The organism is Streptomyces sp. NPDC029138 (assembly GCF_055564375.1).
Window position 1 is genome coordinate 93,638 of record NZ_JBVHWM010000022.1, and the last position, 20,652, is coordinate 114,289.

At 71.3% G+C, this 20,652-nt stretch carries 23 protein-coding genes and 2 pseudogenes; 14 read left to right on the forward strand and 11 right to left on the reverse strand.

What is annotated here, in order from left to right:
• Window positions 1–567, forward strand: coding sequence for a GNAT family N-acetyltransferase (locus tag ACZ4WH_RS19660; RefSeq protein WP_468182025.1), 567 nt, complete (start codon window positions 1–3; stop codon window positions 565–567).
• 18 nt (window positions 568–585) lie between these two features.
• Here ACZ4WH_RS19660 and ACZ4WH_RS19665 read toward each other — a convergent pair.
• Together ACZ4WH_RS19665 and ACZ4WH_RS19670 are read right to left on the reverse strand one after the other, a co-directional pair.
• Window positions 586–930 (reverse strand): annotated as a pseudogene (locus ACZ4WH_RS19665) (LysR substrate-binding domain-containing protein); the annotation flags it as partial.
• A gap of 567 nt (window positions 931–1,497) precedes the next feature.
• Window positions 1,498–2,100: pseudogene (locus ACZ4WH_RS19670) on the reverse strand (LysR family transcriptional regulator); the annotation flags it as partial.
• A gap of 139 nt (window positions 2,101–2,239) precedes the next feature.
• On the opposite strand from ACZ4WH_RS19670, the gene ACZ4WH_RS19675 reads away from it, so the two are divergent.
• From ACZ4WH_RS19675 to ACZ4WH_RS19695, 5 genes are all read left to right on the forward strand, one after another.
• Window positions 2,240–2,935 carry a type 1 glutamine amidotransferase domain-containing protein gene (locus ACZ4WH_RS19675; protein WP_468182027.1) on the forward strand — a complete coding sequence of 232 codons (696 nt, stop codon included), beginning with the start codon at window positions 2,240–2,242 and terminating at the stop codon, window positions 2,933–2,935.
• A gap of 206 nt (window positions 2,936–3,141) precedes the next feature.
• Window positions 3,142–3,654, forward strand: coding sequence for a hypothetical protein (locus ACZ4WH_RS19680; protein ID WP_468182029.1), 513 nt, complete (start codon window positions 3,142–3,144; stop codon window positions 3,652–3,654).
• Window positions 3,655–3,717: 63 nt separating this feature from the next.
• Entirely contained in the window at window positions 3,718–4,404 is a 687-nt protein-coding gene (locus ACZ4WH_RS19685; RefSeq protein ID WP_468182031.1) for an RNA polymerase sigma factor, read from the forward strand.
• A complete protein-coding gene (locus tag ACZ4WH_RS19690) occupies window positions 4,401–4,742 on the forward strand; it encodes a hypothetical protein (protein WP_468182033.1) in 342 nt (113 codons plus the stop codon). Before ACZ4WH_RS19685 ends, ACZ4WH_RS19690 begins: the two co-directional genes overlap by 4 nt.
• 53 nt (window positions 4,743–4,795) lie before the next feature.
• Window positions 4,796–5,761: a pirin family protein gene (locus ACZ4WH_RS19695; RefSeq protein WP_468182035.1), complete on the forward strand. Its 966-nt coding sequence runs from the start codon at window positions 4,796–4,798 to the stop codon at window positions 5,759–5,761.
• Here the strand turns inward: ACZ4WH_RS19695 and ACZ4WH_RS19700 are convergent.
• Genes ACZ4WH_RS19700 through rpmG form a run of 4 tightly spaced genes read right to left on the reverse strand, consistent with a single transcriptional unit; the run spans window position 5,736 to window position 7,515 of the window.
• Window positions 5,736–5,897, reverse strand: a complete 162-nt coding sequence (locus ACZ4WH_RS19700; RefSeq protein WP_468182074.1) for a hypothetical protein — start codon at window positions 5,895–5,897, stop codon at window positions 5,736–5,738. The two genes, ACZ4WH_RS19695 and ACZ4WH_RS19700, sit on opposite strands and share 26 nt — an antisense overlap.
• A gap of 18 nt (window positions 5,898–5,915) precedes the next feature.
• Window positions 5,916–7,091, reverse strand: a complete 1,176-nt coding sequence (locus tag ACZ4WH_RS19705) for a GTP-binding protein (RefSeq protein WP_468182037.1) — start codon at window positions 7,089–7,091, stop codon at window positions 5,916–5,918.
• Entirely contained in the window at window positions 7,088–7,345 is a 258-nt protein-coding gene (locus ACZ4WH_RS19710; RefSeq protein ID WP_468182039.1) for a type B 50S ribosomal protein L31, read from the reverse strand. The genes ACZ4WH_RS19705 and ACZ4WH_RS19710 overlap by 4 nt, the downstream gene beginning before the upstream one ends.
• A gap of 5 nt (window positions 7,346–7,350) precedes the next feature.
• Window positions 7,351–7,515, reverse strand: a complete 165-nt coding sequence (rpmG, locus tag ACZ4WH_RS19715) for a 50S ribosomal protein L33 (RefSeq protein WP_468182041.1) — start codon at window positions 7,513–7,515, stop codon at window positions 7,351–7,353.
• Between the two features lie 72 nt (window positions 7,516–7,587).
• On the opposite strand from rpmG, the gene rpmB reads away from it, so the two are divergent.
• From rpmB to ACZ4WH_RS19730, 3 genes are all read left to right on the forward strand, one after another.
• Window positions 7,588–7,824, forward strand: coding sequence for a 50S ribosomal protein L28 (gene rpmB / locus ACZ4WH_RS19720; RefSeq protein WP_468182043.1), 237 nt, complete (start codon window positions 7,588–7,590; stop codon window positions 7,822–7,824).
• Window positions 7,824–8,129, forward strand: a complete 306-nt coding sequence (gene rpsN, locus ACZ4WH_RS19725) for a 30S ribosomal protein S14 (protein WP_468182045.1) — start codon at window positions 7,824–7,826, stop codon at window positions 8,127–8,129. The genes rpmB and rpsN overlap by 1 nt, the downstream gene beginning before the upstream one ends.
• A 558-nt stretch (window positions 8,130–8,687) precedes the next feature.
• On the forward strand, window positions 8,688–9,098 hold the full coding sequence (locus ACZ4WH_RS19730) for a cupin domain-containing protein (RefSeq protein ID WP_468182047.1): 411 nt from the start codon (window positions 8,688–8,690) through the stop codon (window positions 9,096–9,098).
• Window positions 9,099–9,526: 428 nt separating this feature from the next.
• On the opposite strand, the gene ACZ4WH_RS19735 is transcribed toward ACZ4WH_RS19730, so the two are convergent.
• Complete coding sequence (locus ACZ4WH_RS19735) at window positions 9,527–10,000, reverse strand: carboxymuconolactone decarboxylase family protein (protein WP_468182049.1); 474 nt, start codon at window positions 9,998–10,000, stop codon at window positions 9,527–9,529.
• Between the two features lie 268 nt (window positions 10,001–10,268).
• On the opposite strand from ACZ4WH_RS19735, the gene ACZ4WH_RS19740 reads away from it, so the two are divergent.
• Entirely contained in the window at window positions 10,269–10,874 is a 606-nt protein-coding gene (locus ACZ4WH_RS19740) for a flavin reductase family protein (protein ID WP_468182052.1), read from the forward strand.
• Between the two features lie 29 nt (window positions 10,875–10,903).
• Here the strand turns inward: ACZ4WH_RS19740 and ACZ4WH_RS19745 are convergent, their stop codons facing one another.
• The 4 genes from ACZ4WH_RS19745 to ACZ4WH_RS19760 form a co-directional block, all read right to left on the reverse strand.
• Window positions 10,904–11,383: a hypothetical protein gene (locus ACZ4WH_RS19745; protein WP_468182054.1), complete on the reverse strand. Its 480-nt coding sequence runs from the start codon at window positions 11,381–11,383 to the stop codon at window positions 10,904–10,906.
• A 3-nt stretch (window positions 11,384–11,386) separates the two neighbouring features.
• On the reverse strand, window positions 11,387–11,743 hold the full coding sequence (locus tag ACZ4WH_RS19750; protein ID WP_468182056.1) for a hypothetical protein: 357 nt from the start codon (window positions 11,741–11,743) through the stop codon (window positions 11,387–11,389).
• Between the two features lie 76 nt (window positions 11,744–11,819).
• On the reverse strand, window positions 11,820–12,746 hold the full coding sequence (locus ACZ4WH_RS19755) for a sigma-70 family RNA polymerase sigma factor (RefSeq protein ID WP_468182076.1): 927 nt from the start codon (window positions 12,744–12,746) through the stop codon (window positions 11,820–11,822).
• 94 nt (window positions 12,747–12,840) lie between these two features.
• Entirely contained in the window at window positions 12,841–15,354 is a 2,514-nt protein-coding gene (locus ACZ4WH_RS19760; protein WP_468182058.1) for a SpoIIE family protein phosphatase, read from the reverse strand.
• Window positions 15,355–15,897: 543 nt separating this feature from the next.
• Here ACZ4WH_RS19760 and ACZ4WH_RS19765 point away from each other — a divergent pair.
• From ACZ4WH_RS19765 to ACZ4WH_RS19780, 4 genes are all read left to right on the forward strand, one after another.
• Window positions 15,898–16,794 carry an RNA polymerase sigma-70 factor gene (locus ACZ4WH_RS19765; protein WP_468182060.1) on the forward strand — a complete coding sequence of 299 codons (897 nt, stop codon included), beginning with the start codon at window positions 15,898–15,900 and terminating at the stop codon, window positions 16,792–16,794.
• A gap of 1,040 nt (window positions 16,795–17,834) precedes the next feature.
• Window positions 17,835–18,896, forward strand: a complete 1,062-nt coding sequence (locus ACZ4WH_RS19770) for a maleylacetate reductase (protein WP_468182063.1) — start codon at window positions 17,835–17,837, stop codon at window positions 18,894–18,896.
• Window positions 18,897–18,944: 48 nt separating this feature from the next.
• A complete protein-coding gene (locus ACZ4WH_RS19775; protein WP_468182065.1) occupies window positions 18,945–19,814 on the forward strand; it encodes a dioxygenase family protein in 870 nt (289 codons plus the stop codon).
• 180 nt (window positions 19,815–19,994) lie between these two features.
• Window positions 19,995–20,510: a flavin reductase family protein gene (locus ACZ4WH_RS19780; RefSeq protein ID WP_468182067.1), complete on the forward strand. Its 516-nt coding sequence runs from the start codon at window positions 19,995–19,997 to the stop codon at window positions 20,508–20,510.
• Window positions 20,511–20,652 lie beyond the last annotated feature (142 nt).

Sequence of the window (20,652 nt, forward strand, 5' to 3'; positions counted from 1 at the left end):
ATGTTCGCGACCTCTCTCGGTGCCGACGGCGCCGAGCTGTGTCCTCTCCAGCCCTGGCAGGCCGAGGAGTTCCTCGCCCATGTGGACCGGGGCCGGGAGTTCATCGGGCGGTTCAACGGTCTGCCGGACGTGGTCACGGATCTCGCCTCCAGCCGGGCGTTCCTGGAGGCGTACGCCGGGAAGGAGGCGGCCGACGCGGGGCTCATCCGGGCGCTCCGCCTCGACGGCACCCTGGTGGGGGCGGTGATCCTGCGCCGGCTGGACGTGCCGCAGGGTACGGCGGAGGCGGGCTGCTGGCTGGAACCGGCAGCGGTGGGCCGCGGTCTGGTGACCCGGGCGGCACGGCTGCTCATCGACTGGGCGATCCGGGAGCGGGGCATCCACCGCGTCGAGTGGTGGGTGTCGGCCGGCAACGCGCCGAGCATCGCGGTCGCCCGCCGGCTCGGCATGCGCAAGGAGGCCGTGCTGCGGGAGAGTTACCCGTACCGGGGCGAGCGGCACGACGAGGAGATCTGGTCGGTCCTGGCCCCGGAGTGGACGGCCGGCCCGGGAGCCACCTCGTCCTGAACGACTCCGCTCACCCGGCTACCAACTCCGCGCCGCCCGCAGCAGGAGCGCGCGGACGCGGGCCACGTCGGGGTTGTCGGAGGCGCCGGGGCGCTGGACGAGGAAGCCGGTGTTGATCGGCGGGTCCTCCGGTTCCAGCAGCGCCACGAGCGCGCCGGACGCCAGGAGATCCTGGCACAGATAGCGGGGCAGCACGCTGAACCCGGCGCCCGCGACCACGGCCGCGAGGACCCCGCGCAGGTCGGGGACTGTCACGGCGGCGGTACGGGACAGCCGCCGGCCGAAGACGTGCCGCCAGTAGCGGCGGGCGATCGGCAGATCCTCGGCGTAGGTGATGAGCGGGACATCGTGCAGGACGGCGGGGTCCAAGAAGTCCGGCGCAACGGACACTTGGCCCTCGGTGCCCCGCCCGGCGAACCCTTGGTCCTCGGTGCCCCGCCCGGCGTATCCCTGACCGTCGGCGTCCCGCCCGACGGACCCTTGAGCCTCGGTGTCCCGCCCGGCGAACCCCTGCCCCTCGGTGCCCCGCCCGACGAACCCCTGCCCCTCGGTGTCCCGCCCGGCGAACCCCTGCCCCTCGGTGCCCCGCCCGACGAACCCCTGCCCCTCGGTGCCCCGCCCGACGAACCCCTGCCCCTCGGTGCCCCGCCCGACGAACCCCTGCCCCTCGGCGTCCCACCCGACGAACCCCTGACCCTCGGCGTCCCGCCCAACGAACCCCTGACCCTCGGCGTCCCGCCCGGCGGACCCTTGGTCCTCGGTGCCCTGCATGGCGGGGCCCTGCCCGTGTACCTCGCCCTCCGTCTCCCGTACGACGTCCCCTTCGACCTCGGTGCCCCGACCGTCGGTCTTCCGCGCGTCGGCCCCCCGCCCCTCGGACTCACGCCCCTCGGTCTCCCGCCCGGCGGCCCCCTCCCCCTTCATGCCCCGTGCCGGTCGGCGTCGCCTCAGCCGCTCGGCCCACGCCGGGGCCGTGACCAGTACGAACTCCTCGTCGGTGAGCGGGACGGCGTGCAGGGTGCGGCCGCGTGGGCGGGTGGTGGCGATCACCAGGTCGTGGCGGCCGGCGCGCAGTTCGTCCAGCAGCGGATCGGTCAGCCCGGTCGCCACCCGCAGCCGTACGCCCTCGGCGACCAGCGGCGCGAGGGCCGGCAGGGCCATGGTGCACAGGAGTTCCGCCGGGCCGGCCAGATGGACGGGCTCGGCCCGGGTCCCGGCCGGCGGGGTGGGGCCGGCGACGGCGGCCAGCTCGTCCAGGGGCGCGGCGATCCGGGCCGCCAGCTCGTCGGCCACCGGAGTCGGCGTGACCCCGCGCGGCAGCCGTTCGAACAGCTCCCGGCCGGTCTGCCGTTCCAGCGCGCGCATCTGCGTCGTCACCGTCGGCTGTGACAGCCCGAGCAGCCGAGCGGCGCCGGTGAAGGAACCGGAGCGGTACACCGCGAGGAAGGTGCGCAGCAGGTTCAGGTCGAGGGAAGCGAGGGAAGCGGTCTCCACGGGTCCGAGTATGGCCGCCGCGTATTCCCCGGTCGCCATAGGAAACCCGATGTCAGCCATTCGGTGCTTCATTGGATGCCTATGGGTCGTCTCGCCTACGTTCTCTCTCGCAGGCCCGAGCCGCCGCATCCGCGGCCCGAGCCGCCTGCGGACGCAAGCCTTCTGGAGAGAGAACCCCATGTCGAAGATCCTGTTCGTGATGACCGGCGCCGATCACTGGACGCTCGCCGACGGCACCGCGCACCCGACCGGCTTCTGGGCCGAGGAGGCCGTGGTCCCCTACCGGGCCGTCAAGGCCGCCGGTCACGAGGTCGTCGTCGCCACGCCGGGCGGTGTGGTGCCGCCGGTCGACCGGGCGAGCCTGGCCGCCGAGGTCAACGGCGGCCAGGAGAAGGCCGACGAGATCGCCCGCGCGCTGGAGGAGATGACCGAACTGCGGACGCCGGTGAAGCTCGCGGAGGTGGACCTCGCCGACTTCGCCGCCGTGTTCTACCCGGGCGGGCACGGCCCCATGGAGGACCTGGCCGTGGACGCCGAGTCGGGCCGGCTGCTGGTGGCGGCCCTGGACTCGGGCAAGCCGCTGGCCGTGGTCTGCCACGGTCCGGCCGCCCTGCTCGCCGCGGTCCGCGCCGACGGCGGCAACGCCTTCGCCGGCTACCGCGCGGCGGCCTTCACCAACGAGGAGGAGACCCAGGGCGGCCTCGCCGGCCAGGCCAGGTGGCTGCTCCAGGACCGGCTGACCGAGGCGGGTGTCGAGGTGCGGGCGGGCGAGCCGTGGGCGCCGCACGTCGTGGTGGACCGCAACCTGATCACCGGCCAGAACCCGGCCTCCTCGGCCCCGGTCGCCGAGGAACTGCTGAAGCATCTGGGCTGAGACACACCGGGCCGGGGCGGTCGCTCGCGGGTGACGGGAGACGGACAGCAAAAACGGTGACGGGAAACGGGTGACGGGAAGCTGGGGAAACGGGTGGCGGAAAATTCGCGGGACGACACCTGCAACCTCGCCGGGGGTCGGACGTCTGTCGGGGTGGAGGCCTCCACTTCTTCCCGTTGTCCGACCCCGAGCGACCGAAGGAACACATGTCCGTACACCGTGCCCCGCGCCCGAACCGCACCCACCGGCTACGCGCCGCCCTGGGAGTCTCCGCCGTAGGCGCGGCCCTGGCCGTCGCCGGCACCCTGACCGCCCAGGCAGCCCAGGGCGACGGCCACACCACGGCCGACAGCCGCGCCGCCCACCCCACGGCCCACTCCAAGAGTGCCGCCGCACCGGCACCGGCCCCGGCGAACGACCACGCGGCCCCGTCCCCGGTGCCGTCACCTGTCCGCACGGGAACCCCGTCCCCCGTCCCCTCCCCCGTACGCACGGCGAGCCCCGCACCGGCACCCGCCACGGCGACGCCTTCCCCGGTGCCCGCCACCCCGGCACCCGCGCCCGCCTCCCCTGGACCGGCCGCCCCCAGCCCGGTACCGTCCGTCGCCACTCCCGCGCCGCAACGGGCGCACTCGGCACCCGCTCCGGAACAGGCGCGTCCGGCGCCCGTACCGCACCACCGTCACGCCACGCCGGCGCCGGTTCCGCAGCAGCACTGAGGCAGGGCCGGTGCGGGGGAGCCGTCGCGCGGCGGCTCCCCCGCTCCCGGCTCCGGGAGATCCATGACGACAGCGACACCACCGGCGGCGGCCGTGCCCTGGGAGCGGCCCGGCACCCGGAAGCCCCCCGCGTCCTGGCGGCGCGTCACGCGAGCGCTGCGGGCCCGCGTCCTCGCCCGCATCCGCACCCGCACGGGTACGGCTCCGGCCGCGCCCGGCACCGAGCCCCGTACCGGCACCCGGACCGCCGTGGACGCCGGGCGGCCGTCGGGCATCGAGGAGCTGTACCACCACCGCCGGCTGTCCCTGGTCCGCCTGGCGGTGCTGCTGGTGGACGACCTGCCCACGGCCGAGGACGTCGTACAGGACGCGTTCACCGCGCTGTTCCGGCGGCACGGCCACCGGCTCGCACAGTTGGACGACCCCGAGGCGTATCTGCGGACCAGTGTCGTCAACGGGGCCCGCTCGGTGCTGCGCCGGCGCAGGACCGTACGAGCGCACATCCCCGCACCCGAGGGGCACGCGCCCGCCCCCGAGGAGGACGTGCTGCTGCACGAGGACCACCGGGAGGTGCTGGCGGCGCTGCGCACGCTGACCCGGCGGCAGCGGGAGGTGCTGGTGCTGCGCTACTGGTCGCATCTGACCGAGGCCGAGATCGCGACGACGCTCGGTCTGTCGCGCGGTGCCGTCAAGTCCACGGCCAGCAGGGCGCTGGACGCCCTGGGCCGGCGTCTGGAGGGGCTGCGATGAACGAGTCAGGTACGGGGACCACGGCGACGCCGGTCGAGGAGCGGCTGCGGGCCGCACTGGCCGCGCGGGCACACTCCGTCGGCCCGGCCGACCTGCGGCCCCTGCGCCCGCCGACCGGGCCGGTGCGGTCCCGGCGGGTGCTGGTGCGCGGGGCGGTGGCGGGCGTGCTGGTCCTGGCCGCCGTGGCCGCGCTGGTGTTGTTCTCCGTGCGCGGTGAACCGGCGCGCCCGGCCGAGCCGGCCCGCTCCCCGCAGCCGCCGATCGGCACGCCGACCCCGGTCCCGAGCCCGGTGAGCCCGTCCGCGGCCCGGCCGTCCCCGAGCGCGCGACAACCGTGAGCCCACCCGCACGGCTGCTCCGCAACCGAACGCGGGGCGCTAGGTTGGGCGGCATGAGCAACCTTGACCGCGCGCCCGTGCCCAGTGTCTGCGGTGGCCGCGGATTCGTCGTCGCCGAGCCCGTCCGCGAACTGCTGAGTCCGCGTCGGGTGACGCTGGGCGAGTCGACCGAGGTGCGCCGGCTGCTGCCCAACCTCGGCCGGCGCATGATCGGCGCGTGGGCCTTCGTCGACCACTACGGCCCGGACGACATCGCCGACGAGCCCGGCATGCAGGTCCCGCCCCACCCGCACACCGGGCTCCAGACGGTCAGCTGGCTGCACGAGGGCGAGGTGCTGCACCGGGACTCGACCGGCAGCCTCCAGACGATCGGGCCCCGGCAGCTGGGCCTGATGACCTCGGGCCGCGCGATCAGCCACTCCGAGGAGAGCCCCCGCCCGCACGCCCGCTTCCTGCACGGCGCCCAGCTGTGGGTCGCCCTGCCCGACGAACACCGGCACACCGACCCGAGGTTCGAGTACCACCCCGAGCTGCCCACGGTGACCGCGCCCGGCCTGACCGCCACGGTGATCCTGGGCGACCTGGACGGCTCCCGCTCCCCCGGTACGACGTACACCCCGATCGTCGGCGCCGACCTCGCCCTGCGCCGGGGCGCCGAGGCCCGGCTCCCGCTGGAGCCCGACTTCGAGTACGGCGTGCTGGCCATGTCCGGCGAGGTCCACGTGGACGGCGTGCCGGTGCTCCCCGGCTCCCTGCTCTACCTCGGCTGCGGCCGCTCCGAACTCCCGCTGCGCGCCGAGTCGGACGCCGCCATCATGCTGCTGGGCGGCGAGCCGTTCGCCGAGGAGCTGGTCATGTGGTGGAACTTCGTCTGCCGGTCCCAGGAGGAGATCACGCAGGCCCGGGACGCCTGGGTGAAGGGAGGCCTCTTCGGCGAGGTGAAGGGCTACGACGGACCCCCACTGCGCGCGCCGGAACTGCCGGCACTGCCGCTCAAGCCCCGAGGAAGGGTGCGCTGACCTGGGAAATCCCGGGTCTTCGGTCCAGGGCTTGAGAGACCGTGGTCGCCCCTTGTAGCTCGCCGGCCCGCGCTGTCCGCCGTTGCTGCTGACGCGTCACGTGGGTCACGCGACGGCTGCGGATCTTTCCGCGGATTGGTGAGTTGGTCCTCTCTCAGATCACTGGGTCGAGCAAGCCGTCGAAGGCGTGCGGGAGTTGTTGCCAGCGTTCCCTTCCGGCCGTGTACTCGTCGTCGGTGAGCAGGCACGAGTCGAGCAGGGTCAGCAGACCGTCGCGGTCCAGGCCGGGTGAGGTGAAGGTCAGGTACTGGCAGCGGTCGCCGTGCTCGGGGTGCCAGTCCAGCGAGGCGGCGAGGCGGCGTTCGGCGGGCACCATCTCCCACGCGGCGTCGGGCAGGGCGGCCAGCCAGGGTCCGGCCGACTCCACGCACAGCGCGCCGCCGGCGGCGTCCCAGGACAGGAGTGTGTCGGGGCGGTCCGCCAGCCAGAACCGCCCGCGGCTGCGAACGGCGGCACAGGTCAGGTCCTCCAGTGCGGCGTGGAGGCGCTGCGGGTGGAAGGGCCGTGCCCGCCGCCAGACGAAGGTGGTCACGCCGTGCTCGTCGCACTCCTGCGGCAGCAGCGCGCACGCCGGATGCAGACGGGCGATGGCCGCCGCGACGTCGAAGCCCTCCAGCAGCGCGACTCCCAGGCGGCCGTCGCCCACGCGCACCGGTCGGGCGCCCGGCGTGAGTTGGGCGAGCAGCGCGTGGTCGGTGTCGTCGGCGGTCTCGCCGCCCTCCCCGCACGGATCGCCCTCGACGAGAGCGATGACCGTGGGGTGTTCCAGTTGCCGGGCGAAGGTGTCGGCGATGGTGCGCTGGTCGGTCGGGGCGGCGGCGAGGCCGACGTCGGCCAGGTCGTCGCCGTTGGACAGGTACGGCAGGACGAGTGCCGGGTCGACCGCGGTGGCGACCCCGGTCAGCGCCAGCGGCGCGCCCGCGTCGGCGATGACCGCGGCCATGGCTTGCGGTTCGACGGAGTCCCACAGTTCCACGACGGCCAGCCGGTGGCTGCCCGCCTCCGCGAGCCGCCGCAGCTCGGGGACGAGATCCTCGCGCAGCGCGCAGCACGCGCAGTCGTTCACCAGGGGTGCCTCGCCGCTGTCCAGCGGGCCGTCGGCGTCGCGTACCGTGCGGCGCACCGCGCGGTCGACGGCGGACGTCAGGTCGTGGTGCAGCGCCACCGAGCCGGGGACCGTGCGCAGGATCTCCTCGACGGCGGCCCTGCGGGCGTCGGCGTGCAACCCGGCGACGATCGCGACCGGCAGCCGCGCCTGGTCCGCGCTCACCGCTTGCTCCCTCCGCGGCCGTAGCGCCGCTCGAAGCGCTCGACCCGCCCCGCGGTGTCCAGGACCCGCTGGGTGCCGGTGTAGAAGGGGTGGCCGGCCGAGGAGATCTCGACGTCGATGACGGGGTAGGTGGTGCCGTCCTCCCACTCGACGGTCTTGTCGCTCGTGGCCGTCGACCGGGTCAGGAAGGCGAAGCCGGCGGCCCTGTCACGGAAGACGACCGGGCGGTACTCGGGGTGGATTCCGGGCTTCACGGCTCTCAGCGCTCCTCACGGAAGTCGACGTGGCGGCCGGCGAGGGGGTCGTACTTGCGCAGCGTCAGCCGGTCGGGGTCGTTACGGCGGTTCTTGCGGGTCACGTAGGTGTAGCCGGTGCCGGCGGTGGACCTCAGCTTGATGATCGGGCGTAGTTCGTTACGGGCCATGGGCAGCACCATACAGGATTGGTTTTCATTTTCATTAGGCTGTACTGTGCCGCCCCAAGACGAGGAGGAACCATGTCCGCGCACTGCCAACTCACCGGTCGACAGCCCGGCTTCGGCCATCGCATCTCCCACTCCCACCGGCGCAGCAAGCGCCGCTTCGACCCCAACATCCAGCGCAAGCGCTACTGGCTGCCGAGCGAAGGCCGCCACGTCCGGCTCACGCTTTCCGCCAAAGGCATCAAGACGGTCGACACGATCGGCATCGAGGCCGCTGTGGCCCGCATCCGCTCCCGGGGAGGGAAGGTCTGATGGCGAAGAAGAGCAAGATCGCGAAAAATGAACAGCGGCGCCTCATCGTGGCCCGCCATGCCGCGCGCCGCGCCGAACTGAAGGCGATCATCGCGTCCCCTGGCACCTCCGCCGAGGAACGCGCCGCCGCCCAGCGGGAACTGCGCCGACAGCCCCGCGACGCCAGCGCCACCCGCCTGCGCAACCGCGACGCCGTGGACGGCCGCCCCCGCGGCCACCTGCGCGCGTTCGGCCTGTCCCGCATCCGCGTACGCGAAATGGCCCACGCCGGCGAACTCCCCGGCGTGACCAAGAGCAGTTGGTAACTCGCGCCCGATCCGCTCACCCCTCCAGTGGAGGCGCGCGCCGCCCTGAAGACCGGCGTCGCGGAAGCGGGTACGGTCACGACTACCCGTGCGGGGATCTTCCCGAGTCGGTACCTCACTCCGCTACGGACCGGATGTCGGCGCGGGCAACAGCCCCGTCTCCGGCCATGACCCACAGGTACACCCCGATGATGGGTAGTCAGCACCCCATAGGCACTGGCGCCGGACATGGCCCCGATCACGGCTCCGGAGCGGGCGCCGACTGGCCCGGCGGCGCCCAACGCAGCGCAGGATCTCTTCTTGCCGGTCGGTCAGGTGCTCCGGACGCCGGTTCAACGCTGCCCGTGCGGGGCGCGGACCTGGTGGCGCAGCACGGTGGGCCTGGCCGGGTGCGGCGCGTGTGGGTGAGCGCTTCAGTTGACCGCGCCGCGCTCGGCAGCCGGTTGGTGCGGTTCTCAGCTGCCGGACCCGGCCCTGGGCCGATTCACAACGTGGGGCTGTCACAGATCGGGAGGCCGCCTTGTCTTCACTGTGTACGTTTCCTGATGGGAGAAACACATGAGTGCTGAGCACGCCCACCTGCCCCCAGGCGTTGAGGTGATCGCTACTCGACCGGAGGCGGCGGCCGGGATACCGGCAGGCGCCGAGGCCAGGACCGTCCGGGTCACCCTGTCGCCCGGTGACCCCGGCGCGCCCCCGCACCGGCACCCCGGGCCGCTCTTCGGTTACGTGACCCAGGGCGAGATCCTCTTCGAGCTGGAGGGGCAGCCGCCCCGGGTGCTCAAGGCCGGTGACGCCGTGTTCGAGCCCGGAGGCGATGTGATCCACTATCAGGGCGCCAACAACCTTCCGGACGCGCAGTCGGAGCTGGTGGTGACCATGTTCGCGCCGCCAGGTAGCCCGGTTCTGACCGTGGTGAGCGCGGAGGAATTGGCCGCACGACGACACCTGCGGTTCACTCGGCCTTGATGACCTCCGGTATTGCGGCGCTCTCCTTCCGCCTTGGTCGAGCAGCAACTGGTGGCCGCCAGGCGCTCTGAGAGTGGCCGACTGAAACGCTCAGTCACAGGTGCCCGGGGGCCGGAACTTGACCGGCCCCCGGGCAGACAGGCATACGGCGTCACAACACCTGATCACACCACCTGATGGCCGGCCACGCTCCCGCTCGGGGCATCGACCGGCTCGATGATGCGCTTGCTGCTCCGGCCGGGCCGTGGGCGATGAACCGCCGCACGGTTCTCGTTCCCGCGCCCCGACGAACTCCGCCCCCGGCACGTCTCGCCACCTCGGGTGGCGTCGTGTGCTGACCTCTTCCTTTCCTGCACGGTGTTGCACCTCCGGAGGTCGGGGCGCCGGGAGACGGAACGGACGCGGCCGGCTGGGCGTAACGCCCTGGCTCAGCCGAACATGCCGACCTTGTAGCTGCCGGCCGGCTGCTGGGTGATGATGTTGATGCGGTTGTAGGCGTTGATGAGGGCGATGAGGGAGGCCAGGGCAGCGAGCTGGTCCTCATCGAAGTGCTTCGCGGCGTTCGCCCAGGCCTCATCGGTGACTCCGCCGGCCGCGTCCGCGACGCGGGTGCCCTGCTCGGTCAGCTCCAGTACGGCGCGCTCGGCCTCTGTGAAGACCGTCGCCTCCCGCCAGGCGGCGATCAGGTTGAGCCGCACCGAGGTCTCCCCGGCGTGGGTGGCCTCCTTGGTGTGCATGTCGGTGCAGAAGCCGCAGCCGTTGATCTGGCTGGCGCGGATCTCCACCAGGTGTTGAACGGTGGTCGGCAGCGTCGAGTCCGACAGCACCTTGCTTGCCGAGACGAGGTGCTTCAGCACCTTGGCGCCGAGGGAATTGCCGTAGTAGTTGAGACGCGGATCCATGGGTCTGGGCCCTCCTGGCAGAGTCGCGGTTACGCACTACTGACCGGACAGCCCGGCAACCTGTGACACCCGGACTCATGTGATGAGGGTCTCCACGAGCGCCAACTACGAGTCCGGAACCGGCGAGACCGTCACAGAAGTCGGGTTCATGCGGACTCCACCTCGGAGCAGCGGTGTGAACCCCGGATCAAAAGCCGCAGCGCCACGACTCGACACGCTGTCTCGGCGTGCACACGTTCCCTGCGTGCCGGGTTCGATACTGGCGCGCATGCGCGTTGAATACGACCCTGAGGCGATGAGCCGGCCGGCGTTCTACAGGTTTCTGACGTCGGTCGTCGTGCCACGGCCGATCGCCTGGGTCTCCACCGTGGCGTCCGATGGAATCGAAAACCTCGCCCCGCACTCCTTCTTCAGCATCGCCAGCACCGACCCCCCGATCGTCCAGTTCACCTCGATCGGCCGCAAGGACTCCCTTCGCAACGTCGAGGACACCGGGGAGTTCGTCGTCAACTTCTCCTCCCACCCGCAGCTGGAGCTGATCAACGCGACCGCCATCGACTTCCCCCGGAGCGTCAGCGAATTCGACACCGCCGGCGTCGAGCGGGAGGCCAGCAGGTGTGTGCGTCCGCCGAGAGTGGCCGCCTCCCATGTGGTCCTGGAGTGCCGTTCGCACACCACCCTGCGCATGGGCAACTCCACCCTCGTGTTCGGACGGGTGGTCCATGCCGCGGCGGACGAGGAGTACATCGTAGGCGACCGTCCCAGCAGCGAGTTGCTTCGTCCGCTCGCCAAGCTAGGCGGCGACGAGTGGGGCACTCTGGGCGAGGTACTGCACCTGAGGCGCATCCCCTACGAAGAGCCCGGGGCCGACTGATCCAGATGCGGGCCGACCGGTCTCGGCCTTCAGGCGCCCGCTCCCGAGGGCTTTCTGCGGTGGGCGACGTGGACGATGGCCGTCGCCGCGGCGATCTGGTCGAGGCTGAAGACGGCCCCGACGCAGAACACCACCCAGACGGAGAGGATCGTCACGCCGTCCCCGACTCCGTCGTTGTGGAAGTAGGCGAGCCCGTTGATGGCCCGCACCCCGACACCGGCGGGCATCACCGAGGCCAGCGGCTGGAGCCAGCCGGGAAGGAAGGACGGCGGCAGGACCCCGCCGCTCGTGGCGTTGCCCATCACCAGCATGAAGATCGAGCCCAGCGGGACGCCGAGCGGCCCGAAGATCCGGATGAGCAGGACGGTTCCGGCCGCCACGGCCCCCGCCATGAGCGCGATGACGCCGGCGAGGACGATGAACGACGCCGGGATCGCGTCGAAGACGGTGCCCGCGATGAGCGCGGTGGCCAGGCCTCCCACGACCGCGAAGATCGTGAGGCTGAGCACGCGTTACGCGAAGGACAGCCGCGGCGCCAGTTGGTACGCCATCTGACCGAACAGGAATCCCGCCAGGACGAGCCCGAACGAGGCGTAGAAGACCGAAAGGCCGCGGCTGTCCCCCTTCGACAGCGGGAGGATGTCCTGCACCCGGATCCCGCTCGCCTCGGGCGTGGCGGCGTGGCCGAGCGGCGCGATCATCGCCTTGACGGCCAGACCGTTGGCACCCGCGTACAGAAGGCGGGGCGGACTGGAGGTGTCCAGGTAGGCCGCGTACGCGGCGCGGTGTTCGACCGCCGACCTGGCGGCGTCCTCGTCCCGGCTCCTGCCCTTGGTGCAGCGCCTGCTGAGCCACTGAGCAGTCTGCATGGTGTCCATGGCGATCCGCCGGAGGGCCTGTCGGTCCCATAGTCATGTCCCCGGGCCCCTCACCGCGCCTCCGCAGTCACAGAACTCCCGTCCGGGGAGCCGTGGCGATACGGAAACGTGATTCCAGGAAGGCTGCGATCTTGCTCGGGTTCCACACCCACATGACTGTGTGGATGCCTTCCTGCGATGCGGCTGTCGTCAGGAACGTGGTGGGCCGGCCGTCTCGGTAGATCATGACTCCTGAACGGCCGTTGGCATCGACGGACCTCAGGTCCGCGGCGTTCCAGAACCGCCGTGTCGCGGTCGCCAGGTTCGCCACACGTGCCCGGCCCAGCACAGGCACACGAGCGGCGCCCCGGACGCCGTTGCCGTCGGACAGGCTCACGGCATCGGCGGTGAGAAGGGCTTCCAGCGCGGCCACATCTCCCCTCCGGGCTGCCGAGAGGAAGGCGTCCAGGAGCCGTCGGTGTTCCACCGCCTCCACGCTCGCCCGTTGCTCGGCCGACACACGCCTGCGAGCGCGGCTCACGATCTTCCGCACGTTGACGAGACTGAGCCCAAGGACCCCAGCGATGTCCGGATAGCCGTAGTCGAACGCCTCACGCAGTACATACGCCGCGCGCTCGGTCGGACTCAGCTTCTCCAGCACCAGCGGCAGGGCCAGCTCCACCGTCTCCGCGCGCTCCGCGCCCACCACCGGATCCGCGCTCGTGTCGACGGGCTCGGGCAACCACGGACCAATGTAGGTTTCCCGGCGCGCACGCGCCGATTGCGCGACGTTGACGGCCAAGCGGGTCGTGGCACTCGAGAGGAAGGCCACCGGACTGACCACCGCGCAGCGGTCGGTCTTCTGCCAACGCAGCCACACCTCCTGGACCACGTCCTCAGCCTCGACGACACTGCCCAGCACGCGATAGGCGATTCCGAAGAGACGCGGCCGGTGCTGCATGAAGACAGAGACAGCCGCTTCAAGGTCACTCGGCCTGGGTGACATGCGGTGCATCGTTTCGGCCACGTGGCCACAGTGGACCGGGGCGGTACTGAAGCGCATCGCATGAACGAGTGATTCGCTGCGACCAGCCGCCCGGGGTGTGCTGTCACGATGGGGAGGCGAGGGTGGTCGGTTGCTCTTCGAGCGCGGGCGGGGTGTCGAAGGCGCGTACGGGTCTGAGGGCGAGATCCTCCTCGGCCCAGACGACCTTGCCACCCGGTACGCAGCGGGCGCCCCATCTGCGGGACAGCTGGGCGACCAGGAAGAGGCCGCGACCGTTCTCGTCGACGGTATGTGCATGACGCGGACGCGGCGAGCCGACGCTCGCGTCGAACACTTCACAGGTCAGCACTTGATGCTGAATCAGACGCAGGACGATCGGCCCGGTGCCGTGACGGAGGGCGTTGGTGACCAGTTCGCTGATGATCAGCCTCGTGGTGTCGACGAGGCCTTCCAGACCCCACTGGGTCAGTTGACTGGCTGCCATGTGCCGGGCGCTGCGGACGGCGGTCTGGTCCTGCGGCAGCGTCCAGGTGGCGACCTGGGCGGGTTCCAGTGAGCGGGTCCGGACGAGGAGCAGGGTGACGTCGTCGGACGGTGCCTGACCCGGGCAGGTCTCCGTCGCACGGGTACAGAGGTCTTCCAGCGAGCGGCCGGGTTGCGCGAGGGCGGCGCCCAGGCGGTCCATCCCCTCGTCGATGTCGTGGCCGCGGGACTCGACCAGTCCGTCGGTGTACAGGGCGAGGAGACTTCCCTCGGGCAGTTCCAGCTCCACGGCCTCGAACGGGACTCCCAGCCCGATGCCCAGTGGGCTTCCTGTGGGAAGGTCGGGGAAGGTGACGTGGCCCTGCGGGTCGACGATCGCGGGCGGGGGATGTCCGGCCCGCGCCATGGTGCACCGGCACGTGACCGGGTCGTAGACGGCATACAGACAGGTGGCGCCCACGACCGCGTTGGGTTGGTCCGGGGCGTCGGCGTCTTCCTCGGCCAGGCGCTGGACGGTGTCGTCGAGGTGGGCCAGCAGTTCGTCGGGGGGCAGCTCCATGTCGGCGAGCGTGTGCACGGCGGTGCGGAGCCTGCCCATGGTCGCGGCGGCGTTGATGCCGTGTCCGACCACATCGCCGACGACGAGGGCGACTCGGGCGCCGGACAGCGGAATCACATCGAACCAGTCGCCCCCCACGCCGCTGTGCATGTCGGCGGGCAGGTACCGCGAGGCCGCCTCGACCGCCGCGCCTCCCCTGAGACGGTGCGGGAGCAGGTTGCGCTGGAGCGCGAGGGCCGCGGTCTGCTCGCGCACGTACTGGCGGGCGTTGTCCAACGACAGCGCGGCGCGACCGACGAGTTCTTCGGCGAGCAGCAGATCGAACTCCTGGAACGGCACGGGATCCTCGGTGCGGACGAACACCGCCACGCCCAGCAGGGCACGCCGCGTACGGATGGGTACGATCATCAGGGAGTGCATGCCGCTCTCATGAATCTTCTGCGCCCGTACCAGGTCATGATCGGTCCATGTGCCAGGGGCGGTGTCCAGGATCGGCTCCAGGTAGGAATTGCCGGTGCGCAGCACTGCGGTGAACGGTGAGGCGGGTGGTACGGGGACCGGCTCACCGCGTACCCACGGGGATTCCGGAACCCCTTGGTGGATCGAGGCCAGACCGGCACGCCGGAACGCGGGCAGGCGCTCGCCCATCGGGCCGACGTGCACCGGTGGCCCTTCCCCGAACGGGACCGACTGCTCCAGGTCGATGGCGGCGTAGTCGGCGAGCAGGGGCACGGCGAGGTCAGCCAGTTCCTGGCTGGTCTGCATCACGTCCAGACTGCGGCCCCGGCGCGTACCGGCCTCGCTGAGGATGGCCAGGCGCTCGCGCGCCCGGCGGCTCTCGGTGACGTCGACGCTGATGGCGCACACGCCCAGCGCTTGCCCGTCGGCGCCTTGGAGGCACGAGAACGAATCCGCGAAGGTGTGCTCCCGGCTCGGCCCCGTCGGCAGCGACCTGCGGAACTCGTGGACCTTGGTGGTACCGCTCTTCACCACCTGCTGCATCATCGCCTCGAGCGCTTCGGCCTTGGCACCGGGCCACACATCGGTGAACCGGCGACCGAGGCGTCGGTCACGGCAGATGCCGTCGTGGCTCTCCATCGTGTCGTTCACCCATGCGCACCGCAGCTGCCGGTCACGGACGACGATGCCGACCGGTGCGCGGCTGAGAAGCGACTCCCGTACCGATCCGTTCAGCGCTTCCCCGGAGAGCGTGCTGATGTCGGGCACGGACATGAGCCATCGGGCCGCCCCGTCCTGCCCCCACAGCATGGAGACGCGCAGGGGGATGTCGAGCATGCGGCCGTCTCGGTGTCGCACCGCCGTCGTGCCCGACCGGCCGTGTCGGGCGCGGCACTGCTCGACGAACGCCGAGATCGTCGGCGCTTCCTCCGTGGCCGGCAGTATGAGCGCGGCAGACCGGCCCACCACGTCGCCGGCGGCGTACCCGACCAGCTGCTCGGCGGCCCGCGTCCACGCGACCACGGTCCCCCACTCGTCGAACATCGCGATCGCCGACTCCGATGGGCCGCGCGTATTCATCTTGTTACTCAGCGTGACTCCTTCAGTGCTGATCATCGAACTGTCCTCATCGAGCGGGTGACGAAGGGGCGGTATCGGGTGCGGGAAGCCGATGCGTGAGCGGCGGCGACCGGGGGCGACCGGGGTCACGGCACGGTGGACCTCCGGAGCGACCGGGGCCTCGTCCCCGTCTCGTTCCAGACGGAGACACGGGCCCGGATCAGGCTTGATTTGCACCTTTTACGCATTTGACCGGACGGAGCCCGGATCTGTGACAGGGACGCCGGACCATCGCCCGACGGGCAACGGCAGGCCGCCGGAACGGCCCGTCGGACACCCTGGCGCCGCTCCGCTCGGTGTCACGGCAGCGACGCACGTCCTGCCGTATGCAGTGCACGCGAGTGGCTTCGCCCACCGGGACTCCGACAGGTCGCGGTGGCCTCGCCGCGCGCTCCTCTACCAGGCGGTCACCGCAGGCACGTTCGCGCCGGCGCCACCACCCGCGCCCCTCCCACGCCCAGCACGCGACCAGGTCCGGGGGGTGACGCGCGTCCCGCCGTGGCGGCTCGTAGCATGGTGATCCAGAGCGGGAGGACATGTATGCGCGCCGGTGACGAGGCAGACTCCCTTGACCAGGCAACGCGGGATTTCATCGCGGCACGTCCCCAACTGTTCGGCATCGCGTACCGCATGCTCGGCAGTGCTGCCGAGGCCGAGGACATCGTCCAGGAGGCTTGGCTGCGCTGGCAGAACACCAACCGCACCGAGATCCATGAGCCGACGGCGTTCCTGACCACGGTCACGGCCCGTCTGGCCATCAACTTCGCCCAGTCCGCCAGGATGCGGCGTGAGTCGTACATCGGGCCGTGGCTGCCGGAGCCCGTCGACACCAGCATGGATCCTGAGCTGGGCGCGGAACGGGCAGAGGCACTCGACCTGGCGGTGCTCTTCCTCCTGGAGAAGCTGAACCCCGTGGAACGGGCTGCTTACGTTCTGAGGGAGGCCTTCGACTACCCGTACAAGCGGATCGCGGACATCCTGGAGACGAGTGAGGCCAATACGCGGCAGTTGGTGAGCCGCGCCCGGAAACATTTGGCGGCGGAACGCCGGGAACCGGTCAGCTCCACCGCTCATCGGCGCCTGCTGAAGGTGTTTCTCGCTGCGGCGCAGACCGGGGATCTGTCGGCGCTCGAGGACGTGCTCACGGCGGACGTGGTCAGTTACGCCGACGGCGGAGGGATGCGTGGGGCAAGCAGGATTCCGGTGGCCGGGCGTCCGCACGTCTCCAGGTACATCGTGGCCTTCGCGCCGCGCTTCTGGCCTGAGACCGACGTTCGCTGGGTCGAGGCCAACGGCAGGACGGCCGCCCTCGTCTCGGTCCATGGGAACCCGAAGGCTCTGATCTTCGCCGACGTGTCGGCGCGAGGCATCGAACGCCTCATGTGGGTGTTGAATCCGGCGAAACTGGCTCCCTATGTAGCCTCACTGAACGATTGAGGGTCTTCGCTCGCTGTGCCTGTGCCGCATGCTTCCACGGGGCTCTGAGCCTGGTGGCACGGCAGGCCGCACTCGAGCCCGCCGCGATCCGTGTGGAGGCGACGGTGGCGTTCGGGCGGGACCCAGCGTGACTTCCTGAGCGGCGGCATCGATCGCCCGCTCAGCCGCACGCCCGTATCGAACCGATGCCACGGCCGTCGTGTGCGGCATGCCGGCTGCCCTGACGGAAGGTGTCACAGATTCTGGGACCGCCCGGTCGTAGTGACTCCTACCGACAATCGGAGGAACCGCGTGGACGAACTCCGCCGGCAACTCGCGCAACTCGACGAGCGGATGAGAGCCGTCTCCACCGCTCTGGCCCAGCTTTCCTCCGATTGAGCGGCCCCCGCAGAACAGACGCGCCAGTCCGACCTGCCCCTGCCATCTCCGCGGCCCATGAGCGCCCGAGCCGGGTGCACTCACCCGCTCACCTCGCCGCGCTCCCCACCGCACTCTGCCACGGTGCCCACGAGTCGCGTTCCTCGCCCGCGGTCGCGCATCCGCCACCGCGGGCGCGTGGCCGCGGCCGTGCCCTCGTGCGCCACCGCGCCGAGGCCGCCGCGAGGACCGATACGCGGCGCCAATCATCAGATCATGCGATGCGCGTCCCTCGCCGTCACGCCGAGACTGGCGGTGCCGGCAGATGGTCGGCACAGGAACGGAGCCCCGGACGTCACGGACGGAGGGGATCGCGGCACGCACACCGCTGCGGTGACGACGCCGACGTGCTCGGACTGCGGGCGGTGCCGCCGTAAACCGCGGATGGTGACGGGGCTGCGTCCACAACACCGTCGTGGACGCCGCGGCGCTCGCGTCCGTCGGTCGGCGCCGCGTGAAGCCCCGCACACCTCCCGGTCGGCCCGTCAGCGGGCCAGGCCGAGGTGCTCCAGGCGACTGAAAGGCGCCGGCGATGTGCGTCGGCGGATGGATCCGCCACCGCCGCGGCTGTGTGCGGGAGATGACAGGCGGGATTGTGGCGGAGCGAGTTGGGGAGCAGCGCAATGGACGGATTCGTGCACCAGGGGCAGATCACCAGGGTGGTCTTCGGCAGCGGCACACGCCTCCGCATCGGGCAGGAGGTCGCCGCCCTGGGATGCGGGCGGGCAGTGGTGCTGTCCACACCCGGTCAGGCCGCCCAGGCGGCCGCGGTGCAGGAGACACTCGGCGACATGGCCGCCGGCGCCTTCGCCGAAGCGTCCATGCACACGCCGTCGCACGTCACCCGAGGAGCCGTCCGTTTCGTGGCGGCGCAGCGGGCCGACTGCCTGGTCAGCGTGGGAGGCGGGTCGGCGATCGGGCTGGGCAAGGCGGTGTCGCTGCGCACCGGGCTTCCGCACATCGCGCTGCCGACCACGTATGCGGGGTCGGAGATGTCTCCCATCCTGGGCGAGACCGACGGCGAACGAAAGACGACACGTCGCCTGCCCGAGGTGCGGCTGAGGACGGTGGTCTACGACGTGGACCTCACCCTCACGCTCCCGCCGGCGATGGCAGCGGCCAGTGGGCTCAACGCGCTCGCCCATGCGGTGGAGGCGCTCTACTCCAGAGACCGTGATCCGCTCGCGTTCCTGATGGCCGGTGAAGCGCTCACCGCGCTGACGACCCACCTCCCCGGTGTCGTGGAGCGACCGGACGACATCGAGGCCCGCTCCGGGGCGTTGTACGGAGCCTGGCTGGCCGGCGCCTGTCTGGGCACGGTCGGCATGGCTCTGCACCACAAGATCTGTCACGTCCTCGGGGGCACGTTCGCACTGCCGCACGCCGAGACCCACGCGGTCGTGCTGCCGCATGTCGTGGCGTTCAACGCGCCGTCCGCGCCGCGGGCCATGGCACGGATCGGCGCCGCACTGTCCGGCGCCGAGCCGGCGACCGGTCTGTACGAGTTCGCCGGGCGGCTCGGGGTCCCCCGGTCGCTGCGCGAACTCGGGATGCCCGAGTCGGGCATCGAGGCGGCGGCCGGCCTCGTGCTGGAGGACGGCTACTGGAATCCCCGTCCGGTGGACCGGCGCGCCGCCACCTGGATCCTCACCCGCGCCTGGCGCGGGGCCCCACCGACTGAATGACCTCGAAGAACGCGTCCGCTGCGGCGACCAAGAACAAGGGAGACATACATGCGAGACCTGGACGGTACGGACATCACCCAGGAAGTGATCTCCGCCATGGCCGGAACGACGGATCCTCGGACGGCGCGGATCCTCGACTCACTCGTCCGTCATGCACATGACTTCGTACGGGAGGTCGGCCTGACCGAGGAGGAATGGGCGAAGGGGGTGGACTTCCTGACCCGGACCGGTCAGCTGTGTTCTCCGCAACGCCAGGAGTTCATCCTCCTGTCCGACGTTCTGGGCATCACGATGCTCGTCGACGCGATCAACCACCGCCGTGACGGCAAGGCCACGGAGAACAGCGTGCAGGGTCCCTTCTTCCGGGAGGACCGGCCCTCGCGGGACGCGGGGGACGACATCTCCGGAGGGATTGCCGGGGCTCTCCTCTTCTTCGACGGTCAGGTGCTGGACGAGCGGGGAGATCCGGTCGCCGGAGCGGCCGTGGACGTCTGGCACAGCGACGGATCGGGCCACTACGACGTCGACGTTCCCGGGCTCACCCAGCCCGCCATGCGCGGCCTGTTCCGGACGGACGCCGAGGGACGCTTCACCTTCCGCTCCGTGCGGCCCGCAAGCTATCCGATCCCCGGAGACGGCACCGTGGGAGAACTGATGAAGGCGACAGGACGCCCGCTGATGCGCCCGGCCCACATCCACCTGGTGATCGATGCGGCCGGATACCAGCGGGTGACGACCATGCTGTTCCCCTCGGACGACCACTACCTCGACCAGGATCCGGTCTTCGGCGTCAAGCAGTCGCTCATCGCCGAGTTCACCAGCTACGCGCCGGGGACCGGCCCCTACCACCGGTCGACCGACGAGGCCTACACCGCCATGCAGCACACCTTCGTCCTGGATCCGCTGTCTCGCCGTTGATCGCGGCGGCCCGGGGCGGGACACCGCATCCGCGTCCCGGGCCACCCGTCACAGCACGCTCCAGGAACAGGTCTCGGCCCGCACACGTCTCCGAGGCCGACACACCGTCAGCCGACGGACATCCACACGCTCTTCCCCGTTCCTCGGCAGCCAGCCGAGCGCCCTTCCACGGAGGCACCCATGCCTGCACCCCTCGACCTGACCGCCGCGTTCCGAGCCACCATGGGCCGGCTCGCCACCGGCGTCAGCGTGATCACGACGCGCACCGAGAGCGACCCGATCGGCATGACGGCGAGTGCTGTCACCTCCCTGTCGATGGACCCGCTCCAGCTCATCGTCTGCATCGGCAATCACCTGTACACGTGTGAGGCCATCACCAACGCCGGACGGTTCGCCGTGAACATCCTCGGCGAGGGCAGCGAGGAACTGGCCATGAACTTCGCCGCCTCCAAGCCCGACAAGTTCGCCGGAGTGGACTTCCACGCGGATCACGGCGTACCGGTTCTCAGAGACGCCATCGCCTACGTCGTGTGCGACGTCGCCGCGGCGCTCCCCGGTGGCGACCACACCATCTTCGTCGGCGACGCACGGCACTTCGAGCACCGGGAACAGGCGCGTCCGCTCCTGTACTTCGCGGGCGGGTTCCGCAGCATGCGACGGGCACCCTCGGGCGCCGCGCCCGTGCGCACGCGCTGACCGGTGGGTGAAAGCCGCACATCACGGTGGGCTTTCGGGGGGGGGGGGGGGGGGGGGGGGGGGCGGCCCCCCCCCCCCGAGGGGGTTTTCCCCCACTTCCCTTTTCCTGTTGGGAAGAGGGGGGGTGGGGCAGCGTCGTGCC

Coding starts and splice junctions, on each gene's coding strand:
- ACZ4WH_RS19690 (WP_468182033.1), top strand. CDS start 4,401: ATGAACGAGTCAGGTACGGGGACCACGGCGACGCCGGTCGAGGAGCGG.
- ACZ4WH_RS19765 (WP_468182060.1), top strand. CDS start 15,898: ATGCGCGCCGGTGACGAGGCAGACTCCCTTGACCAGGCAACGCGGGAT.
- ACZ4WH_RS19680 (WP_468182029.1), top strand. CDS start 3,142: ATGTCCGTACACCGTGCCCCGCGCCCGAACCGCACCCACCGGCTACGC.
- ACZ4WH_RS19760 (WP_468182058.1), bottom strand. CDS start 15,354: ATGATCAGCACTGAAGGAGTCACGCTGAGTAACAAGATGAATACGCGC.
- ACZ4WH_RS19740 (WP_468182052.1), top strand. CDS start 10,269: ATGCGCGTTGAATACGACCCTGAGGCGATGAGCCGGCCGGCGTTCTAC.
- ACZ4WH_RS19660 (WP_468182025.1), top strand. CDS start 1: ATGTTCGCGACCTCTCTCGGTGCCGACGGCGCCGAGCTGTGTCCTCTC.
- rpsN (WP_468182045.1), top strand. CDS start 7,824: ATGGCGAAGAAGAGCAAGATCGCGAAAAATGAACAGCGGCGCCTCATC.
- ACZ4WH_RS19770 (WP_468182063.1), top strand. CDS start 17,835: ATGGACGGATTCGTGCACCAGGGGCAGATCACCAGGGTGGTCTTCGGC.
- rpmG (WP_468182041.1), bottom strand. CDS start 7,515: ATGGCCCGTAACGAACTACGCCCGATCATCAAGCTGAGGTCCACCGCC.
- ACZ4WH_RS19775 (WP_468182065.1), top strand. CDS start 18,945: ATGCGAGACCTGGACGGTACGGACATCACCCAGGAAGTGATCTCCGCC.
- ACZ4WH_RS19685 (WP_468182031.1), top strand. CDS start 3,718: ATGACGACAGCGACACCACCGGCGGCGGCCGTGCCCTGGGAGCGGCCC.
- ACZ4WH_RS19780 (WP_468182067.1), top strand. CDS start 19,995: ATGCCTGCACCCCTCGACCTGACCGCCGCGTTCCGAGCCACCATGGGC.
- ACZ4WH_RS19750 (WP_468182056.1), bottom strand. CDS start 11,743: ATGCAGACTGCTCAGTGGCTCAGCAGGCGCTGCACCAAGGGCAGGAGC.
- ACZ4WH_RS19730 (WP_468182047.1), top strand. CDS start 8,688: ATGAGTGCTGAGCACGCCCACCTGCCCCCAGGCGTTGAGGTGATCGCT.
- ACZ4WH_RS19675 (WP_468182027.1), top strand. CDS start 2,240: ATGTCGAAGATCCTGTTCGTGATGACCGGCGCCGATCACTGGACGCTC.
- ACZ4WH_RS19735 (WP_468182049.1), bottom strand. CDS start 10,000: ATGGATCCGCGTCTCAACTACTACGGCAATTCCCTCGGCGCCAAGGTG.
- ACZ4WH_RS19695 (WP_468182035.1), top strand. CDS start 4,796: ATGAGCAACCTTGACCGCGCGCCCGTGCCCAGTGTCTGCGGTGGCCGC.
- ACZ4WH_RS19755 (WP_468182076.1), bottom strand. CDS start 12,746: ATGCACCGCATGTCACCCAGGCCGAGTGACCTTGAAGCGGCTGTCTCT.
- rpmB (WP_468182043.1), top strand. CDS start 7,588: ATGTCCGCGCACTGCCAACTCACCGGTCGACAGCCCGGCTTCGGCCAT.